The organism is Aeromicrobium sp. (genome assembly GCF_047607065.1).
In the GTDB taxonomy this organism is placed as follows: domain Bacteria; phylum Actinomycetota; class Actinomycetes; order Propionibacteriales; family Nocardioidaceae; genus Aeromicrobium.
Genome location: NZ_JASGDU010000020.1, coordinates 24,853 through 38,429, shown reverse-complemented (window position 1 = coordinate 38,429; position 13,577 = coordinate 24,853). Strand labels below are relative to the sequence as shown.

Sequence of the window (13,577 nt, the reverse complement as noted above, 5' to 3'; positions counted from 1 at the left end):
GCCGCCGCCCGCGCCGCCGGTCGGCCGCGAGCCGCCCGGCCCCCGGTCGCTCGCTCCGCTCGCCGCATGGGCGTTGGCGCTGATCGGGGTGGGACTGCTCGCGGCCGCTGCCGTCACCGGCCTGCGTTGACCCGCCGCGACCGCACCGCGACGCCTCCCGCGCCCAGCAGCGCCAGCACTCCGGCACCGCCGAGTGCCACCGGGAGCAGCGGGAACGTTCCGCTGTCCTGGCCGTCTGCGCTGGTCTTCTCGGTGTCCGTCTCGGTCACCGCGCTGCCGACGAGCGGCGAGTCGGCCGTAGGCACCGTCAGGTCCGAGGTGGCGTATTCCGGGGCGTCCTCGGCCTTGCCGTTGGTCTTCAGCGTCAGCGTGTAGGTCATCGGCGCGCTGTTGCCGTCCGGATACGAGACCTGTACGTAACGCAGCCCGGCGATGGACGAACCCCGCTGGTGCTGCTCGTACACGGTGCGGTTGAGGTACCCGACCGTGTATGACTGCGAGCCGGTGCGGAACTCGGTGGTGTCGTCGAGCAGGCGGCCGGGAAAGTCGGTCCAGTCTTCGGGCTTGGTGTCCACGCCGTACTCGTCGGTGTCGACCGCCTGGCGCAGTGGGCCGAGCACCTGCACCCACGGTTCGGCGAAGTCGCCGTCGTGATGAGCCTGCGTCACGGTGCCGTCGAACTGTGCCTGGAGGTTCTGGCCCCAGTCGAGCGGGACCGCCACGACCTGCGTCTCGCCGGGGTTGATGTCGAAGGCATAGGTGCCGTCCTCGACCACGGGAGCGCTGGAGATCGACGAGCCGGGCACGACATCGGTCACCGGGTCACCAACCTCGAGCGTCTTCCAGGTCGGCGGGTCGGGCTGCGGTGCCAGGTCGCGCTCGGCGTCGTCGGCCAGCGGCGGTTCCTCGTAGACGACGATCTCGACGGGTTCGCCGACGAGTTCGCCGCTGTACTCGGACACGTTGATCCACAGGGTGTCGACGGTGTTGCAGATGTTCTCAGGATCGGATTCGTACGACATCGCCGAGACGTAGCCGATGTTGCCGCGCGCGAAGCTCGATTGGCTGTCGCAGAGGTTTTCGTCCGGTCCGGCGTACACTGCTGCGGTCGCCTTGTCGCCGAAGTTGCCGATACCGTCGGACTTGTGGGTGAGACCGACGTGCATCGTCGATCCGGGCACGGTGCGCTGGACCTTGTACCAGGCACCCTCGTTCGAGGCGACGGTGTCGAGGTACTGGCCCGGAGCGGTCAAGGTCGGGGCGTCGGCGGGGTCCTCGGCACCGGTGACGGGCGTTCCGGTCAGGTCGAAGGGCCGCGTGGACCGGGTTTGGACGGTGGTGAGCGTGTCGATGAGACTCTGGGTGTCGGTGGCGTCGTAGTACAGGCCGCCGCCCGCCTTGGCGATGCACGAGAGCTTGTCGCGCGCAGCCTGGTCGACGTTGAGTCCGACCACGTCGATGCGCACGTCGATGCCCTGATCGGACAGATCCTCGGCCACCGTGCAGGGGTCGGGATCGCAGTTCGGCTCCCCGTCGCTCACTAGGACGATGGTGCGCTGGCCGTCGTCACCCAGATCGTCGGCGGCCTGCTGCAGGGCGTAGCCGATGGGTGTCTCGCCCAGAGGTTCGTAAGCGTCGACGGCATCGGACAGGTCATCGCGGTTGTCGGTGCCGACTGCGACGACGTTCTGTGAGTCCGTGCAGGACTCGGTGGTGCCGCCGGCCACGGCAGGATCGACGGTGGCACCGAAGACCCGCATGCCGACGGGCTGGTCCGCCGGGAGGTGGTCGATGACCGTGTGCAGCGCCTCTCTGGCGGCCTCGATGCGGGCGTTCCCGTCGCCGCTTGGTTCGGCCATCGATCCTGACGAATCCAGTACCAGCATGAGTCGGCCGGGTGCTGCTTCGGTTTCGGTACTTTCGCGCGCATGGGCGGGCAGCGCGGTGGTTGCGACGATGGCGGTGAGTGTGATGGCGAGAAGTAGGCGGCGCATGATTTCCCCTGGGCGGTCGGTGTCCTCAAGTGCTTTGCAGTTGCAAATCCTGAAGGAAACTTTGCCCCTTAGTGGCACGGGTGTCAAGATGAATCGGTTCGCAGATGCAAAATTTTTTGGGAGGTGTCATGGCTGACGTCGAAGCGAATCGGGCTGCTCAGCGCGAACTCTATGGCGAGCCGCTGGGCGAGATCCTGACGCGGTGCCGCGAGGTGTTGGGTCTGACGCAGGCCCGCCTCGCTGCGGTGCTCGGCATCTCGGCCCCGATGCTGTCGCAGGTGATGAGTGCTCAGCGCATCAAGATCGGGCACCCCGTGGCGGTGCGCCGCCTTCAGGCGATGGTCGACGTCCTCGACGAGGTGGCTGCCGGGCAGGTGCGCGTCGATGACGCGCTGGCGCGAGTCGAGCAAGCCGGTGACAGTTCTGAGGCGCTCACCGGCACGACACGGCGCGGCTCCACGCGCGAGACGGCCGCCGCAGTGCAGGCGATGTTCCGCAGCGTCGCCTCGGCCACCGACCACCTCGCCGCCGCCGATCTCGTCGCGGCGAGCCACCCGCAGATTGCCGCGATACTGCGGGTCTACGGGGCCGGAAGCCTCGACGAGGCCGCCGAACACCTCAGCGGCCAGACGCGCTGACCTGCCAGAGGTCGGTCCAGCGCAGGCCGAGATCGGCCACGAGTTCGCGCAGCAACGGGATGCTGATGCCGATGACCGTGTGCGGATCGCCCTCGATGCCCCGGACGAACGCGCCGCCGTAGCCGTCGAGCGTGAAGCCGCCGGCCACCTGCAGCGGCTCCCCGGTGGCGACGTACGCGGCGATCTCCGCGTCGCTGACGTCGGCGAAATGCACGATGGTCGAGGCCGCCTCGATGACCTCCTCGCCGCGCAGCCGCAGGCAGTGACCGGTGTGGAGCACGCCCGACCGTCCGCGCATGCGCTGCCAGCGGGCCGTCGCGGTCGCGGCATCGCCGGGCTTGCCGAGGACGTCTCCCTCGAAAGCCAGGACAGAGTCGCAGCCTATCACGAGGTCGTCGGGTCGGTCGGCGGCGACGGCGCGACACTTCAACTGGGCCAGCGCGGCGGCCAGATTGGCCGGATCGCGCGAGCTGATCTGCGACTCGTCGACCCCCGAGACTACGACTTCCGGCTCGATGCCGGCCGCGCGAAGGGTGGCTAGGCGCGCCGGTGACTGCGATGCCAGCACGATCTTCATGGAGGTGACCCTATCGAAGTCCTTGCGTGTACTGGATTGCGTACATAGCATGCGCCTATGGGTGCAGAGAAAGCGATTGCCGAACTGCTGGAGCGTTCTGGTCTGAGCAAATCCGAGCTGAGCGCGCGTTCGGGTGTGAGCCGGTCGCTGCTCGACGACTACCTCAAGGGTCGGCGTCAGCCGTCGGTCGCTCAGGTGGCACGGCTGGGTGAGGCTGCGGGGCTGCGCCTCGACCTCGTGTGGACCGCGCCGTTGCAGGTCGAGACGCCGCAGTGGGCGCGTCCGAACCCGTTGATGGAGGCACCGCCGCTGACCATCGAGGAGCGGGCCGAGGTACTCGAGCGTGTCGTGGCCACCGCGACGGCGATGCGACGGCGACCGCGCTCAGGGGAAGATGGGCTTCCCGCCCTTTCGGACCTTGGAAACGGGCGTGAAAGCGTGATGATGGAGCAGATCGTCCTCTCGCGAGCGGTTGAGGTGTAAGCGAGGTTGATGCCGCTCATTGAGGTGCGTAGCGAGGAACGAGCGGAGCCTCGAAATGAGCTACGGTTTGAGTCCCTTCGAGGCTCGCAAGCTCGCACCTCAGGGACCGGCAGGTGGCACACAACCCGAATAGATTCCGCACTTTGTTGGATCTGTTCTTCGCGGTGTCGCCGCTGCACGAGGTGGTGCGAGAACGGTCGGTCGAAGTACCGATGCGGTCGCGTGGCTCGGTCGCATCGTCGGTCAGGACGATCCGCGCTGTGCGCGCCTGCGGGCGTTGGCCCAGGCGCATGGGCGGTGACTCAGCCCCAGGCGGAGCGCCGCCACTGGCCTGGGCCGGGGCGGTGCGGGGTGCGGACGGCGCGCGCCGGATGGCCCCACTCCGAACGCTGCGGACGGCGCTCGCCGATCGCAGCGGCAGAAGCCACCGCTGAGCGCGCGGCCACGACGGCCACCAGCGCGGCCAGCTCCTCCGGCGTCGGGTCGCCCTTGACCACCCGCAGCACGGGGGCGATGGGTTCGGCATTCGGGGTGGTTTCGAGGCTCGTTCCTCGCACTGGGGGTACCTCCCGCTTGCGGGGGACAGCCACCGGCTCGGCGCTCACAGCGGGATGTTCCCGTGCTTCTTGGGCGGCAGCGTCTCGCGCTTGGTCGCCAGCAGGCGCAGCGCCTTGACGACCTCGGCGCGGGTCTGCACCGGCTCGATGACCGCGTCGATGTAGCCGCGCTCGGCCGCGATGTACGGATTGCACAGCTCGTCCTCGTACGCCTCCATCAGCTCGGCGCGCTTGGCCTCCGGATCGTCGGCGGCCGCGACCTCCTTGCGATACAGGATGTTGACCGCGCCCGAGGCACCGACCACGGCGATCTGACCGGTCGGCCACGACAGGTTGACGTCGGCACCGAGGTGCTTGGACCCCATGACGTCGTATGCGCCGCCGTAGGCCTTGCGCGTGATGATCGTGACCAGCGGGACCGTCGCCTCGGCGTAGGCGTAGATCAGCTTGGCACCACGGCGGATGATGCCGTTCCACTCCTGCTCGGTACCCGGCAGGAAGCCCGGCACGTCCACGAAGGTCAGCACCGGGATGTTGAAGGCATCGCAGGTGCGCACGAAGCGGGCGGCCTTCTCGGAGGCGTCGATGTCGAGGCAGCCGGCGAACTGCATCGGCTGGTTGCCGACGACGCCGACGCTGCGCCCCTCGACCCGGCCGTAGCCGATGACGATGTTCGGCGCGAACAGCGGCTGGACCTCCAGGAAGTCGCCGTCGTCGAGCACCGACTCGACGACCGTGCGGATGTCGTAGGGCACGTTGGGCGAGTCGGGAATCAGCGTGTTGAGCGCCAGATCGGTGTCGGTCGGCTCCAGGTCAGCAGCCTCGTCGTAGACCTCGGCCTCTTCGAGGTTGTTCTGCGGCAGGTAGCTCAGCAGCGCCTTGACGTACTCGATGGCGTCGTCCTCGTCGGCCGCGAGGTAGTGGGCGTTGCCGCTCTTGGTGTTGTGCGTGCGGCCACCGCCGAGGTCCTCCATCGAGACGTCCTCGCCGGTGACGGTCTTGATGACGTCCGGACCGGTGATGAACATGCCGGAGGTCTGGTCGACCATGATCGTGAAGTCGGTGACTGCGGGGGAGTACACGTGGCCGCCGGCGCAGTTGCCCATGATGAGGCTGATCTGCGGGATGACCCCCGAGGCGTGGACGTTGCGCTTGAAGATCTCGCCGTACAGGCCGAGCGAGACGACGCCCTCCTGGATGCGTGCGCCGGCACCCTCGTTGATGCCGATGATCGGGCAGCCGGTCTTGAGTGCGAGGTCCATGACCTTGGTGATCTTCTCGCCGTAGACCTCGCCGAGGCTGCCGCCGAACACGCTGAAGTCCTGGCTGAACACGCACACCTGGCGGCCGTCGACCGTGCCGTAGCCGGTGATGACGCCGTCGCCGAGCGGCTGCTTGCCCTGCAAGGACGGGGAGTGGCTGCGGTGCCGGGCCAGCGCGTCGAGTTCGACGAAACTGCCCTCGTCGAAGAGCAGCTCGATCCGCTCACGGGCCGACTTGCGGCCGCGGCCGTGCTGCTTGGTCGCGGCGGCTTCGGCCACCTCGACGGTGGCCTCGTGATGACGGCGGCGGAACTCGTCGAGCTTGCCGGCCGTGGTGTGCGGGTCGGTCTGGGTCACGACATCGTCGGTGGTCTGCGCTTCAGTCACGCGGGCCAGCGTATCGAGCGCGCCGCCCGGCACGCCCGACAGGTGCGGTGTGTGAGGGTGTCACCGTGATCGACGAAAAACACACCGGTGACGATTTCGACCCGGCGAGCCTGGCCGGCGGCAACTGGATCTGGGGCGACATCGTCGTCACCGACACCACCGCGAGCACCAACGCCGACGCGGCGGCTGCCGCCCGCGCCGGGGCGGCCGAGGGCACGGTCTTCACGACCCGCCACCAGAGCGCGGGCCGTGGGCGGCTGGGACGTTCCTTCGAGTTGCCGCCGGGCACCGGCATCGCAGTGTCGGTGGTGCTGCGGCCGCACATGCCGCTGGCGGCGTGGTCGTGGCTGCCGCTGCTCACCGGGCTGGCCGTGCTCGACACGGTGCGCGACCTCGGCGTCGACGCCCGTCTCAAGTGGCCCAACGACGTGCTCGCAGGCGGACGCAAGATCTCCGGCATCCTGCTGGAAGCGGTCGACGGCACCGCCGCAGTCATCGGCATCGGCCTGAACGTGAGCGTGACGGCCGACGACCTGCCCGTCCCGACCGCGACCTCGTTGTTGCTGGAAGGTGCCGCGTCGACCGACCGCACCGACGTCCTGCGGCGGCTGCTGGACCATCTGGACTCCTGGTACCGCCGGTGGATCGACGGTGCCGACGTGCGTACCGCCTATCGGGCCGATTGCGCGACCGTGGGCCAGCAGGTGCGCGTCGAGCGACCCGAGGGGTTGCTCACCGGCCTGGCCGAGGACATCGACGCCGCCGGCCGTCTGGTGGTCGACGGCCAGCCGCTGAGCGCCGGCGATGTGACCCACGTGCGCCCTCAGAGGTGAGAACTGCTGCCGTGCGCGGCCACTCCATGACAAGATCGCCTCATGGCGCTGTCCGAGAAGATGCTCATGTCCGGCGAGCACAACCTGCAGACGACCCGCACGCACGTCAAGGCGCTGATCGTGCCGTTCCTGCTACTGCTGGTCATCGCCTTCGTCGGCACGTTCGCTGCGGCGAAGGTCGGTGACGTCGGCCGCGGCTGGGTGCGCTGGGGCATCATCGCAGTGGCCGTCGCGCTCGCACTGTGGTTCGTCGTGCTCCCGTTCCTGCGGTGGTACCTGTGGACCTACACGCTGACCAACCGGCGCATCGTCGAGCAGAAGGGTGTTTTGACCCGGACCGGCCGGGTCATCCCGTTGAGCCGCATCAACGACGTCTCGTACGAGAAGAACCTCAACGACCGCATCCTCGGTTCCGGCACGCTCATCATCCATAACGCCTCCGACGAGGCCGGGCTGCTGCTCGACGACATCCCGCAGATCGAGCAGTTTCACCGGGCGATCAGCGACCTGGTTTTCGAGCACCACCGCAACGACGACTAGGCGAGCGGTGCCGCGATGACCAGCAGGCCGTCCTCACCGGCTCCCCCTCCGGACTCCGAGCCGGAGTCCGACCGTGCGGAGTTGCGCTCGTTGCTGCTGACGCTGCTGTTGCGCGAGGACCTCGCCTACGACATCGCGCAGGCGGCCACTGCTGCGGGTATCGAGGCCGATCTGGCGCGCCGGCTGTGGCGGGCGCTCGGCTTCCCCGAGCCGGCTGGCCGGCAGACCTTCGGTGACGCCGACGTCGAGACGTTCTCGCTCGTCGGTTCGGCGGTCGACGCCGACCTGCTCACCGAGGAGACCGCGCTGCGGCTGGTGCGCGCCCTGGGTGTCACGATGGCGCGCCTGGCCGACTGGGAGGTCGCCACGCTCGTCGATCAGATGGAGCGCGATGTGGCCGCCGGGCGGGCGCAGAGCCGTCTTGACGTGGCGCTGCGGCTGGCCGACCGGGTGGCACCGGGCTTCGAGCAGCTATTGCTGCAGGCGTGGCGCCGTCATCTGGCGGCCGCCGCGGCGCGCATGGAGGCCATCGGTGCCCACGACACCGAACTGCGCACCACGACCATGACCGTCGGGTTCGCCGATCTCAGCCGGTTCACCTCGCTGTCCAATCAACTCGATGACGCCGCGCTCGGCTCGCTGGTGGAGCGGTTCGAGGAGCGCGGGGCCGACGTCATCACCGCCGGGGGCGGCCGGGCGATCAAGACCCTCGGCGACGCCGTCCTGTACGTCACCGACGATCCGGTCAAGGCCACCCGGATCGCTCTCGACCTGGTTTCGGAGGTCGGTGCGCGCGACGAGGTACCGGCGATCCGGGTCGGGCTGGCCACGGGGTCGGTGGTGAGCCGGCTCGGGGACGTCTTCGGCCCGCCGGTCAACCTGGCCGCGCGCTTGTCGCATGTGGCCCGCAGCAACCGGGTGCTCGTCGACGACACGACGGCGCAGGCGCTCGGTCCGGAGTTCAGCACGCGGGCGCTGCCGCCGCGTCCGCTGCGCGGCTTCGGCACGGTCTCTCCGATCACCGTCACCGAGCGCCGCGGTTTCCGGGCCAGATGATGCGCTCGGCCTCGCCCTCGGCCTGACAGCGATAGGCTCGGCGGCATGTCTCATGCGCATCTGGCCGTCGTCGGGGGTGGGCAGTTAGCCCGCATGATGCAGCAGCCGGCCATCGCGCTCGGCCTGCGTATCCGGCTGCTGGCCGAGGGGCCGGATGTCTCGGCCGCCCAGGTGATCGCGGACTCGATCATCGGCGATCACACGGTGCTGGCTGATCTGGAGGCGGTGGCCGAGGGGGTCGGCGTCGTGACCTTCGACCACGAGCACGTGCCGCCGGAGCACCTGCGCGCGCTCGCCGATGCCGGGCACGCGCCGCGCCCCGGTCCGCACGCGCTGCTGTACGCGCAGGACAAGGGCGAGATGCGCGCGCGGCTGACCGGGTTGGGCACCCCCTGCCCGCGCTGGGCGTTCGTCGAGACTCCGGGCGACCTGGCCGCCTTCGGCTTCCCCGCAGTCGTCAAGGCCACGCGCGGCGGTTACGACGGCAAGGGCGTCTGGGTCGTGCGGGAGGCCGCCGAGGCCGCCGAGGCGTTCGCGTCGGGCGCGCGTCTCATCGCCGAGGAGCTGGTCGACTTCCGCCGGGAGCTGTCGGCCCAGGTGGCCCGCCGCCCGAACGGCGAGGTCGTGGCCTACCCGGTCGTCGAATCGCGGCAGGCCGGCGGCGTGTGCGCCGAGGTCGTCTCGCCGGCACCGGACCTCGATGCCGCGCTGGCGAGCGAGGCGGCGGACCTCGCCGAGCGGATCGCCGCCGAACTCGATGTCGTCGGCATGCTCGCCGTCGAGCTGTTCGAGACCGCCGACGGTCGCCTCCTCGTCAACGAGCTGGCGATGCGGCCGCACAACACGGGGCATTGGAGCATCGACGGCGCGGTCACGAGTCAGTTCGAGAACCACCTGCGCGCGGTCATGGATCTGCCGCTGGGGCCGGCCGATCCTCTCGCCCCGTGGAGCGTCATGGTCAACGTCCTCGGCGGTGCGGTCACCGACCTGGACGCGCAGTTGCCGGTGGTACTCGGCGACGTGCCGCATGCGAAGGTCCACCTGTACGGCAAGGCGGTCAAGCCCGGACGCAAGGTCGGGCACGTCACGGTTGTCGGCGACGACCTGGCCGACGTGCTCGCCGACGCCCGCCGGGCCGCGGCGCTGCTGACCGTAGGATCTCCGGCATGAATCACAGCGCGCGCGTCGGCATCGTCATGGGGTCGGACTCGGATTGGCCCACGATGCAGGCTGCCGCCGAGGCCGTGGCGGAGTTCGGCATCGGTTACGAGGCCGATGTCGTCTCGGCGCACCGCATGCCTGACGAGATGCTCGCCTACGGGCGCGAGGCGCACGCGCGCGGGCTGGAGGTCGTCATCGCCGGAGCCGGGGGAGCGGCCCATCTGCCCGGCATGCTCGCTGCGGTGACACCGCTTCCGGTCATCGGCGTGCCGGTGCCGCTGAAGTACCTCGACGGCATGGATTCACTGCTATCGATCGTGCAGATGCCTGCGGGGGTTCCCGTGGCGACGGTGTCCATCGGCAACGCCCGCAATGCCGGCCTCCTGGCCGCCCGCATCCTGGCTGTCGGCGACCCCGACCTGACCGCCCGCATGGTCGACTTCCAGGGACGGCTCGCCGACGCCGCCCGCGCCAAAGGAGCGGCCGTCCGCAACGCCTGACCGAGACCGTGTTCTCCGGTCAGCGGGCGAGGTGGAGAGAGGCGTCGGTCCAGGCGCGCATCTCGGCGAGCAGGGCGGGGTTCTCCTCCAGCGAGGTGCCGTAGGACGGGACCAACTCGGCGAGTTTGCCGCGCCAGGCCTGGCCCTGGAAGCGGTCGGCGAAGCAGCGCTGCAACACGTCGATCATGGCTGCCACCGCCGTCGAAGCACCCGGTGACGCGCCCAGCAGGCCCGCGATGGAGCCGTCGGCGGAGTTGACGACGGTGGTGCCGAACTCCAGCGAGCCGCCCATCTTCCCCTTTTTGCGGACGACCTGGACGCGCTGCCCGGCGGTGATGATCTCCCAGTCGTCGCCGTTGACTTCGGGGGCGAAGACGCGCAACTCGTCGATCTTCTTGTTCCGGCCCTTGGCCAGCTCCAGCACGAGGTACTTGATGAGGCCCCACGAGGTGACGCCGACGGCCGCCATCGGCAGCAGGTTGTGGGCGCGCACCGACAGCGGCAGGTCGGTGAAGGACCCCTCCTTGAGGAACTTCGGGGTCCAACCGGCGAACGGGCCGAACAGCAGCGACCGCTCGCCGTCGATCACCCGGGTATCGAGGTGCGGCACTGACATCGGCGGGGCACCGACTGCGGCCATGCCGTAGACCTTCGCCTCGTGCTTCTCGGCGACCGACGGGTCGAGGCAGCGCATGAACTGGCCGCTGACCGGGAAGCCGGCGAAGCCCTTGATCTCGGAGATGCCGGAGCGTTCCAGCAGGGTCAGTGCCCCGCCGCCCGCGCCGACGAAGACGAACTTGGCGTTGATCGTGACGGTCTTGCCGTGGTCGCGGTCCTTGACCTTGACACGCCAGGTGCCGTCGGACTCACGGGTGAGGTTCTTGACGTGATGGCGGTAGCGGATGTCGGCACCCGACGCGGCGAGGTTCTTGACGAACTGCCGGGTCAGCGCGCCGAAGTCGACATCGGTGCCCGACTCGGTCCAACTGACCGCGACGTCCTCGGCGGCGTCACGGCCCTGGGCCATGAGCGGCAGGCGGCGGGCGAACTCGGTCTCGTCGTCGATGAACTCCAACTCCGAGAACAGCGGATTGGCCGCGAGTTTGTCGTAGCGCTTGCGCAGGTACTCGACGTTCTCGCCGCCCCGCACGAAACTCACATGCGGCACGGGATTGATGAAGTGCGACGGATCGGTCAGCACCCCGGCATCGACGCAACTGGCCCAGAACTGGCGCGACTGCTGGAACTGCTCGTTGACGACGGGTGCCTTGGAGATGTCGACATCCCCGTTCGGTAGCAGCGGGGTGTAGTTGAGTTCGCATAGGGCCGAGTGTCCGGTGCCGGCGTTGTTCCACGGACCGGAACTCTCCAGGGCCGGCTCGCTCAGCCGCTCCAGGAGCGTGATCGACCAGTCCGGTTCCAGGGCGCGCAGGAGGGCGCCGAGGGTCGCGCTCATAATGCCGGCACCCACGAGCAGCACGTCGGTCGTGACGCGGTCGGGCAGCGGCGATGCCGTCGGGGCGGGAAGATTCACGTTTTCGGGCAACGCTCGACACTCCTCGGGGCGGATGCAAGGCGGCTGATCGGCACGGGCCGCACGTCCCACTGTGCCGGAAGTCCCAGGCAAATGCGTCATCGGGGTCGCCCCGGCGGTTACCGATGAGTCACCGAGGGGCCGCTGCCTGCACCGAGGTCGCGTCCTACGATGACCGGGCGGCCCGTCGGTTCGACTCGCGTGGCCGGCCCATCCCGCGTCGTCAGGAGACACCCATGTCCGACATGTTCGCCTTGTCCGAGGAACATCGCGCGATCCGCGAGGCCGTGCGCGCCGTCGCCGAGGCTAAGATCGCCCCTCACGCCGCCGCGGTCGACGAGGAGGCGCGCTTCCCGAAGGAGGCCGCCGAAGCGCTGCTCGCCTCGGACTTCCACGCGCCGCATGTGCCCGAGGCCTACGGCGGTGCCGGTGCCGACGCGCTCGCGACGGTGCTAGTGATCGAGGAGGTCGCGCGGGTGTGCGTGTCCAGTTCGCTGATCCCTGCGGTCAACAAGCTCGGCTCGCTGCCGGTGCAGATCGGCGGCAACGAGGAGATCAAGGCGAAGTACCTCGGCAAGCTCGCTCGCGGCGAGGGCGGCTTCTCCTACTGCCTGTCCGAGCCGGATGCCGGGTCCGACGCCGCGAACCAGAAGACCAAGGCCGTGCGCGACGGTGACGACTGGATCATCAACGGCACGAAGCGCTGGATCACCAATGCCGGCGAGTCCGAGTACTACACGGTGCTCGCGCAGACCGATCCTGAAAAGCGCAGTAAGGGCATCACCGCCTTCGTCGTGGAGAAGTCCGACGAGGGGGTGTCCTTCGGTGCCCCGGAGAAGAAACTCGGCATCAAGGGGTCCCCGACGCGCGAGGTGTACTTCGACAATGTCCGCATCCCCGGCGACCGCATCATCGGCGAGGTCGGCGAGGGCTTCACCATCGCGATGAAGACCCTCGACCACACCCGTGTCACCATCGCGGCGCAGGCGGTCGGCGTCGCCCAGGGGGCGCTGGACTACGCGCTCGGCTATGTCCAGGAGCGCAAGCAGTTCGGCAAGGCGATCTCGGAGTTCCAGGGTGTCGAGTTCATGCTCGCCGACATGGGTATGAAGATCGAGGCCGCCCGCCAACTCACGTATGCGGCCGCCGGGCGTTCGGAGCGCGGAGATGCGGACCTGACGTTCTTCGGCGCCGCTGCCAAGGCCTTCGCCTCCGACGTCGCCATGCAGGTCACGACCGATGCGGTGCAGTTGCTCGGCGGCTACGGGTTCACCCGCGACTACCCGGTCGAGCGCATGATGCGCGACGCGAAGATCACCCAGATCTACGAGGGCACCAACCAGGTCCAGCGCATCGTCATGGCCCGCCAGCTCCTCGCCGGCATCCAGTCGTCGATCTGACAGCCCCGCAGGGCGTAGGGCGCGGCAGGGGTTACAGTCCGGTTCATGGGAACCGCCTTTCTGCTGACCTGCCTGGTCATCGTGGCCACACCGGGCACGGGCGCGCTCTACACGATCGGTACGGGCCTCGGGCGGGGTGCGCGAGCGAGCGTGATCGCTGCCTTCGCCTGCACGCTCGGCATCGTCCCGCATCTGCTCGCGGCGATCACGGGACTTGCCGCAGTGCTCCAGGCCTCCGGCGTGGCTTTTGCCGTCATCAAGTGGGCGGGCGTCGCCTATCTGCTCTACATGGCATGGTCGACCTGGCGGGAGCGGGGTGAGATCGCAGTGGAGGCGGCGGCCACGGTCTCGGTGTGGAGAGTCATCGGGACGGGGATCACGCTCAACCTCCTCAACCCGAAGCTCACGCTGTTCTTCTTCGCGTTCCTTCCGCAGTTCGCCCCGTCTGGCGCGGTGGGGGAGATGGTGGGGTTGTCGGCCGTCTTCATGGCGATGACCTTCGTGGTGTTCGCGGGTTACGGTGCGTGCGCCGCAGCGATGCGTGATCGCGTGCTGCGCCGTCCCCAGGTCATGGACTGGATGCGCAGGGTGTTCGCCGCGACGTTCGCCGCGCTCGGTGCTCGGCTCGCCTTCGAGTCCCGCTGAATCGACGTGA

Annotated in this window: 14 protein-coding genes; 9 read left to right on the top strand and 5 right to left on the bottom strand. The window is 69.0% G+C overall.

The genetic code is table 11. From position 1 onward, the window contains the following. Window positions 1-113: 113 nt before the first annotated feature. Window positions 114-1,994: a vWA domain-containing protein gene (locus QM597_RS02925; protein ID WP_415003376.1), complete on the bottom strand. Its 1,881-nt coding sequence runs from the start codon at window positions 1,992-1,994 to the stop codon at window positions 114-116. Between the two features lie 128 nt (window positions 1,995-2,122). Between QM597_RS02925 and QM597_RS02920 the strand changes: the two genes are divergently transcribed. Next, entirely contained in the window at window positions 2,123-2,632 is a 510-nt protein-coding gene (locus tag QM597_RS02920) for a DNA-binding protein (RefSeq protein WP_415003375.1), read from the top strand. Here QM597_RS02920 and QM597_RS02915 read toward each other — a convergent pair. Then, window positions 2,613-3,209, bottom strand: a complete 597-nt coding sequence (locus tag QM597_RS02915) for a Maf family protein (protein ID WP_415003374.1) — start codon at window positions 3,207-3,209, stop codon at window positions 2,613-2,615. The genes QM597_RS02920 and QM597_RS02915 overlap by 20 nt on opposite strands. 57 nt (window positions 3,210-3,266) lie before the next feature. On the opposite strand from QM597_RS02915, the gene QM597_RS02910 reads away from it, so the two are divergent. Then, window positions 3,267-3,692, top strand: coding sequence for a helix-turn-helix domain-containing protein (locus tag QM597_RS02910; protein ID WP_415003373.1), 426 nt, complete (start codon window positions 3,267-3,269; stop codon window positions 3,690-3,692). Between the two features lie 302 nt (window positions 3,693-3,994). On the opposite strand, the gene QM597_RS02905 is transcribed toward QM597_RS02910, so the two are convergent. Together QM597_RS02905 and QM597_RS02900 are read right to left on the bottom strand one after the other, a co-directional pair. Continuing rightward, window positions 3,995-4,297 carry an acyl-CoA carboxylase subunit epsilon gene (locus tag QM597_RS02905; RefSeq protein ID WP_415003372.1) on the bottom strand — a complete coding sequence of 101 codons (303 nt, stop codon included), beginning with the start codon at window positions 4,295-4,297 and terminating at the stop codon, window positions 3,995-3,997. Continuing rightward, window positions 4,294-5,898, bottom strand: a complete 1,605-nt coding sequence (locus QM597_RS02900) for an acyl-CoA carboxylase subunit beta (RefSeq protein WP_415003371.1) — start codon at window positions 5,896-5,898, stop codon at window positions 4,294-4,296. The genes QM597_RS02905 and QM597_RS02900 overlap by 4 nt, the downstream gene beginning before the upstream one ends. 65 nt (window positions 5,899-5,963) lie before the next feature. On the opposite strand from QM597_RS02900, the gene QM597_RS02895 reads away from it, so the two are divergent. From QM597_RS02895 to purE, 5 genes are read left to right on the top strand one after another with little or no spacing between them, the layout of a single operon-like run. Beyond that, on the top strand, window positions 5,964-6,731 hold the full coding sequence (locus QM597_RS02895; protein WP_415003370.1) for a biotin--[acetyl-CoA-carboxylase] ligase: 768 nt from the start codon (window positions 5,964-5,966) through the stop codon (window positions 6,729-6,731). Window positions 6,732-6,773: 42 nt separating this feature from the next. Beyond that, window positions 6,774-7,271 (top strand): PH domain-containing protein, encoded by a 498-nt coding sequence (locus QM597_RS02890; RefSeq protein ID WP_415003369.1) that lies wholly within the window; start codon window positions 6,774-6,776, stop codon window positions 7,269-7,271. Between the two features lie 15 nt (window positions 7,272-7,286). Then, the gene (locus QM597_RS02885; RefSeq protein ID WP_415003368.1) at window positions 7,287-8,327 is read left to right on the top strand and encodes an adenylate/guanylate cyclase domain-containing protein; all 1,041 of its coding nucleotides are present in this window, start codon (window positions 7,287-7,289) and stop codon (window positions 8,325-8,327) included. A 45-nt stretch (window positions 8,328-8,372) separates the two neighbouring features. Beyond that, a complete protein-coding gene (locus QM597_RS02880) occupies window positions 8,373-9,497 on the top strand; it encodes a 5-(carboxyamino)imidazole ribonucleotide synthase (RefSeq protein ID WP_415003367.1) in 1,125 nt (374 codons plus the stop codon). Then, window positions 9,494-9,988: a 5-(carboxyamino)imidazole ribonucleotide mutase gene (gene purE, locus QM597_RS02875; RefSeq protein WP_415003366.1), complete on the top strand. Its 495-nt coding sequence runs from the start codon at window positions 9,494-9,496 to the stop codon at window positions 9,986-9,988. Before QM597_RS02880 ends, purE begins: the two co-directional genes overlap by 4 nt. Before the next feature lie 19 nt (window positions 9,989-10,007). Here purE and mqo read toward each other — a convergent pair whose 3' ends face one another. Then, window positions 10,008-11,522, bottom strand: coding sequence for a malate dehydrogenase (quinone) (gene mqo / locus QM597_RS02870; protein WP_415003365.1), 1,515 nt, complete (start codon window positions 11,520-11,522; stop codon window positions 10,008-10,010). Window positions 11,523-11,758: 236 nt separating this feature from the next. Between mqo and QM597_RS02865 the strand changes: the two genes are divergently transcribed. Further along, window positions 11,759-12,922: an acyl-CoA dehydrogenase family protein gene (locus tag QM597_RS02865; RefSeq protein ID WP_415003364.1), complete on the top strand. Its 1,164-nt coding sequence runs from the start codon at window positions 11,759-11,761 to the stop codon at window positions 12,920-12,922. A 45-nt stretch (window positions 12,923-12,967) separates the two neighbouring features. Further along, complete coding sequence (locus QM597_RS02860) at window positions 12,968-13,567, top strand: LysE family translocator (protein WP_414989860.1); 600 nt, start codon at window positions 12,968-12,970, stop codon at window positions 13,565-13,567. Window positions 13,568-13,577: the final 10 nt, after the last annotated feature.